This is a genomic window from Pseudomonas sp. K5002, from assembly GCF_013386655.1.
Classification (GTDB): domain Bacteria; phylum Pseudomonadota; class Gammaproteobacteria; order Pseudomonadales; family Pseudomonadaceae; genus Aquipseudomonas.
This window is the reverse complement of the sequence record NZ_JACARK010000783.1, coordinates 1-3501: the sequence shown is the minus strand read 5'-3', so window position 1 is coordinate 3501 and position 3501 is coordinate 1. Positions and strand designations below refer to the sequence as shown.

Below are 3501 nucleotides of genomic sequence, written 5' to 3'. Positions count from 1 at the left end.
CGCCCTGGCCGCTGCCCAGGCCGGCACCACCGACCACCGTGCCGGTGCCATTCGGCTGGTTGGGCGAGACTTTGGTGGGGCTGTCGGTTACCTGCACATAAAACTGCGGGGTGACGGTCGACGCGTTGACGTTCATGCTGGCCGAGCCGGTCACGCTGTCGCCGGCGGCATTGGTCCAGGTACTGCTCATCACGATGCCAAAACTGATGATCCGCCCCGGCATCACGTAGCGACCACGCAGGTCAGCCAGTTCCGAGTCCTTTATTTCAATCGGCTTGAACACCGATGACGCATAAGCGGGCATTGAGGCTGCCAGGCACATGACCGTCAGCCAACGGTAAGTGTTCATCGTTTGCTCCTGGAGCGTCCTGCCCCTTATTGCGCTTCTAGAAGAAGTCGCTCTGGATAAAACCGAAGTCCATCAATTCACTGTCGCGCACCGGACTGAACTCATTGATTCTGTTTTTCGCCGTCAGTGGGGTGGGCGGGTCGAGCAGCACGTTGGTCTTGTCATAACCTTCGCCCAATACCGCGAAGACGATGCCATTCCAGCCTTTGACGAAGTCGTCGCGGGCATAGCGTTTATGGCCCAGTACCGGGTCGCCGATGTACACCCAGTCCTTGTCGGCGCGCTGCATCACCACGAAGTGCTTGTAGCCGCGAATCTCCAGCAACACCACCACCGGGATCTTCACCGTGAGCAGGGTGTCTGCATTGATCCGGTAACCCCGGGCGCGCATGCCGATGCTTTCCAGGTAGCGCTTCATGTCCAACATCGAAAAGCCCTGGGTACGCACCAGGTCCTGATCGGCGTTGACCAGCATGCCCTTGATGATGTGGTCTTCATCCACATCCATCCAGTAGGCCTGGCGCAGGATGGTGGCCAGGGCGGCGGCACCGCAGCTGAAATCGGTTTTCTGTTCCACCAGGTTGGCGAACTTGCGTTCACGGATGCTCTCGACCTTCTTGAAGATCACGCCACCGCCGGGCATGGCAGCAATCGCCATTTGCCCCGCCCAAGTCGGGCCGGTGAGCAATAACAGGAGGGTGAGGGCGATGATCCGCATGATCGAATGGCCTGGAGGACACTGGAATAAAAAGGGGCCTTGTCGCCAAGGCCCCGTTGCATCAGAAACGTACGCCGGAGGAAATCACAGTGGTGTTGCCCTGCTGATTGCCCACGCCTGCAGCAATGTTGGCGCCCAGGTTGCCCGAAGAGCCATTAAGCGAGTTGTTGGCGCTGGCGTTGTTCACGACAGGCAGGTAAGTGTGGCTGCCCCATGGGCCAGACTGAGTGGCCACGGTATTGAGGAAGGTGTTGTCGACGCTGGTTTGAGTGGTGTTGCTCGAAGCAGCGGCGGCGGCACCACTGGCAGAAGCAATTGCCAGTTGGTTTTTCTGTTGGTTGAAGTTACCCGCGGCAACGCTCACACCCAGGTTGCCGGAGCTGCCGTTGGCCGAGTTGTTGAGCGAAGCGTTGTTGTGGGTAGCCACTTGCACCGAGACGTTGTTGCGGTTGTCTTGGGTAATGGTAGCTTGGGCAAACACGGCATCTGCATCACCGGCCGCAATGGCGGTCTGGTTGTCTTGTTGGTTGCCATCACCGGCTGCGATGTTGGCCTGGGCGTTGCCGCTGCTGCCGTTCAACGAGTTGTTGGCCGACGCGTTGTTCTGGGTGCCCAGGTTGAGCACGCCATTGTGGTTGCTCGATTGCGCATCGGAAACGGCGGCTACTGCAGCGGTAGGCTGATGAGTAGGTGGGTTGGCATGTGCGGCGGCAGCCATGATTGCAGCGAGAGCGAAGGCCAGTGGTTTAAGAGCCATTGTAGTTTTCATGGTATTTCCCCTTGCTTCTAATTAGTTGGTTAAGTGTTGGTACGGTCCAGCTTCGAGCTCCAATGAATCATTGGATCTGTACGTTCAGGGCGTTAGCCATGCGGTTCCCCACCCCGGCACTCTGATTCACCTGTACCACTCCACGGCTGCCGGTGAAGGCCTGGTCGCTTGTGACGACCTGGCGGCTGCCAGTGGTAGAGGTGAACCCTGAGTTTGGTGACAGCGCCACGTTCTGTTGCGACATGACGCTGTCGTCGATGCTTTGCGGGCCAGCATTCACGCTGATCCGCACCGCATTGATCATCTGGTTGCTGGCCCCGGCCGACTGGTTGACGCCCAGTACACCGCTGCCATTGCTGAAAGAGCTGCCCTGGATCGCCACCCTGGCGTTCTGGGAGCGATCGGCCGGTGCGCCGCCGATGGTCTGGCTGAGGGCGCCGCCCGCCTGGGAGTTGCTGCCCGCCGAAATCGCGCGGCTGTTGAGCTGTTGTTGCTGATTGCCGGCCGCCTGGTTGATCGAGACGATGCCGTTGTATTGCTTGCCGGAGTTGTCGATCACTGCGCTGTTGTCAGCCATGGCTGCCGAGCAGCCCAGGATCGCCAGGAACAACCAGGAATGGTTCATCTCACTGGCCTCCCATCAGGCTGCCGATATTGTTCAAAGGCGCCATGCCGCGGGAGATTGAGCCGTTGATCTGCCCCGAGAGGCTGGAGCCGCCACCATGGCCGGCCGCCGCGCCGCCACCGAGGCCTACGCCACCCCCGTTGTTGGTCAAGCCGGGAAGGTTGCCGCCAGGCAGGATGGCGCGAGTGATGCTGGAGCCGCTGCTGATGTTGGCGTAGTCGTTGTCGCTCAGCTCGCTGGTGGCCCGCAGGATCTGTGGAGAAGAATTGGCATTGACGGTGACCGGGTTGGGGTCGACGCCAGCGGTGCGGCCAGCCATGTGGCCCTGGACGGTGCGCTGAATCACGATCACACCGTCGCCTGCCGCGAGCACCGGGAGGCTCACGCTGGTACTCAGTACACAGCTGATCAGCAGAAGGCTCAATGAGCCTGGATTAAGTGTCTTCACGACGGCATTCCTTATTCTTGGCGCTGACCCTAAACAGCGCTGTCAGGAAGAGAGCAGGAGCTGTGCCGCTTTTGAATTTGTGATGACATTCATGGGGTTATGAGCGCGGGAGAAAGAACGCGCAGTGAATGTGTTTCAATTGTGAGACGACAGGCCCCTGTCCAGCCCGCCTGGCAGGTGTCTCAGGGATGAAACACTGCGCGCCGTAAACCCGGCACTCCGCAGCCGGCTGTCAGCTCAGCCGGTGCAAGTGTTTCAAAAATGGACGATTTGACGCAGGCAGCATCCGGGAGGAGGGCGCAGGCCCATGACCCTGGCTCAGCTCTTTGGGGTTTTACGCGGAATGGAATTGAGTACAGGGTTGCCGTCCTGGTTCTGGGTCAGGTAGACCGGCAGGACCTTGGGCAGGGAGGGGACGAGGTTGGACACCTCGTTGATGTTGTAGATGCCACCAATGCGGATCGCGCCGGTGCCGGCGTCGGCCAGCATCACGGGTTTGCTCAGGTAGCGATTGATCAGCGGCAACGCGTCGGCCAGGGCCAGGTTGTCGAGGATCAGCTTGCCTTCACGCCAGGCCAGGGCCGTGTCGCCC

At 60.2% G+C, this 3501-nt stretch carries 4 protein-coding genes and 2 pseudogenes; all 6 read right to left on the bottom strand.

The window, feature by feature from the left end:
- Positions 1-349 (bottom strand): annotated as a pseudogene (locus HX846_RS28475) (hypothetical protein); the annotation flags it as partial.
- Between the two features lie 37 nt (positions 350-386).
- Complete coding sequence (locus HX846_RS28470; protein ID WP_003217941.1) at positions 387-1067, bottom strand: C39 family peptidase; 681 nt, start codon at positions 1065-1067, stop codon at positions 387-389.
- Between the two features lie 61 nt (positions 1068-1128).
- Positions 1129-1824, bottom strand: a complete 696-nt coding sequence (locus HX846_RS28465; protein WP_008432027.1) for a hypothetical protein — start codon at positions 1822-1824, stop codon at positions 1129-1131.
- Positions 1825-1903: 79 nt separating this feature from the next.
- Positions 1904-2461 (bottom strand): hypothetical protein, encoded by a 558-nt coding sequence (locus HX846_RS28460; RefSeq protein ID WP_003217945.1) that lies wholly within the window; start codon positions 2459-2461, stop codon positions 1904-1906.
- 1 nt (position 2462) lies between these two features.
- Entirely contained in the window at positions 2463-2909 is a 447-nt protein-coding gene (locus HX846_RS28455; protein ID WP_003217947.1) for a hypothetical protein, read from the bottom strand.
- Between the two features lie 318 nt (positions 2910-3227).
- A pseudogene (locus tag HX846_RS28450) lies at positions 3228-3501 on the bottom strand (peptide ABC transporter substrate-binding protein); the annotation flags it as partial.

What these genes read in the sequence shown, in the direction of transcription:
- HX846_RS28470 (WP_003217941.1), bottom strand. Translation starts at nt 1,067, where the DNA reads ATGCGGATCATCGCCCTCACCCTCCTGTTATTGCTCACCGGCCCGACT.
- HX846_RS28465 (WP_008432027.1), bottom strand. Translation starts at nt 1,824, where the DNA reads ATGGCTCTTAAACCACTGGCCTTCGCTCTCGCTGCAATCATGGCTGCC.
- HX846_RS28460 (WP_003217945.1), bottom strand. Translation starts at nt 2,461, where the DNA reads ATGAACCATTCCTGGTTGTTCCTGGCGATCCTGGGCTGCTCGGCAGCC.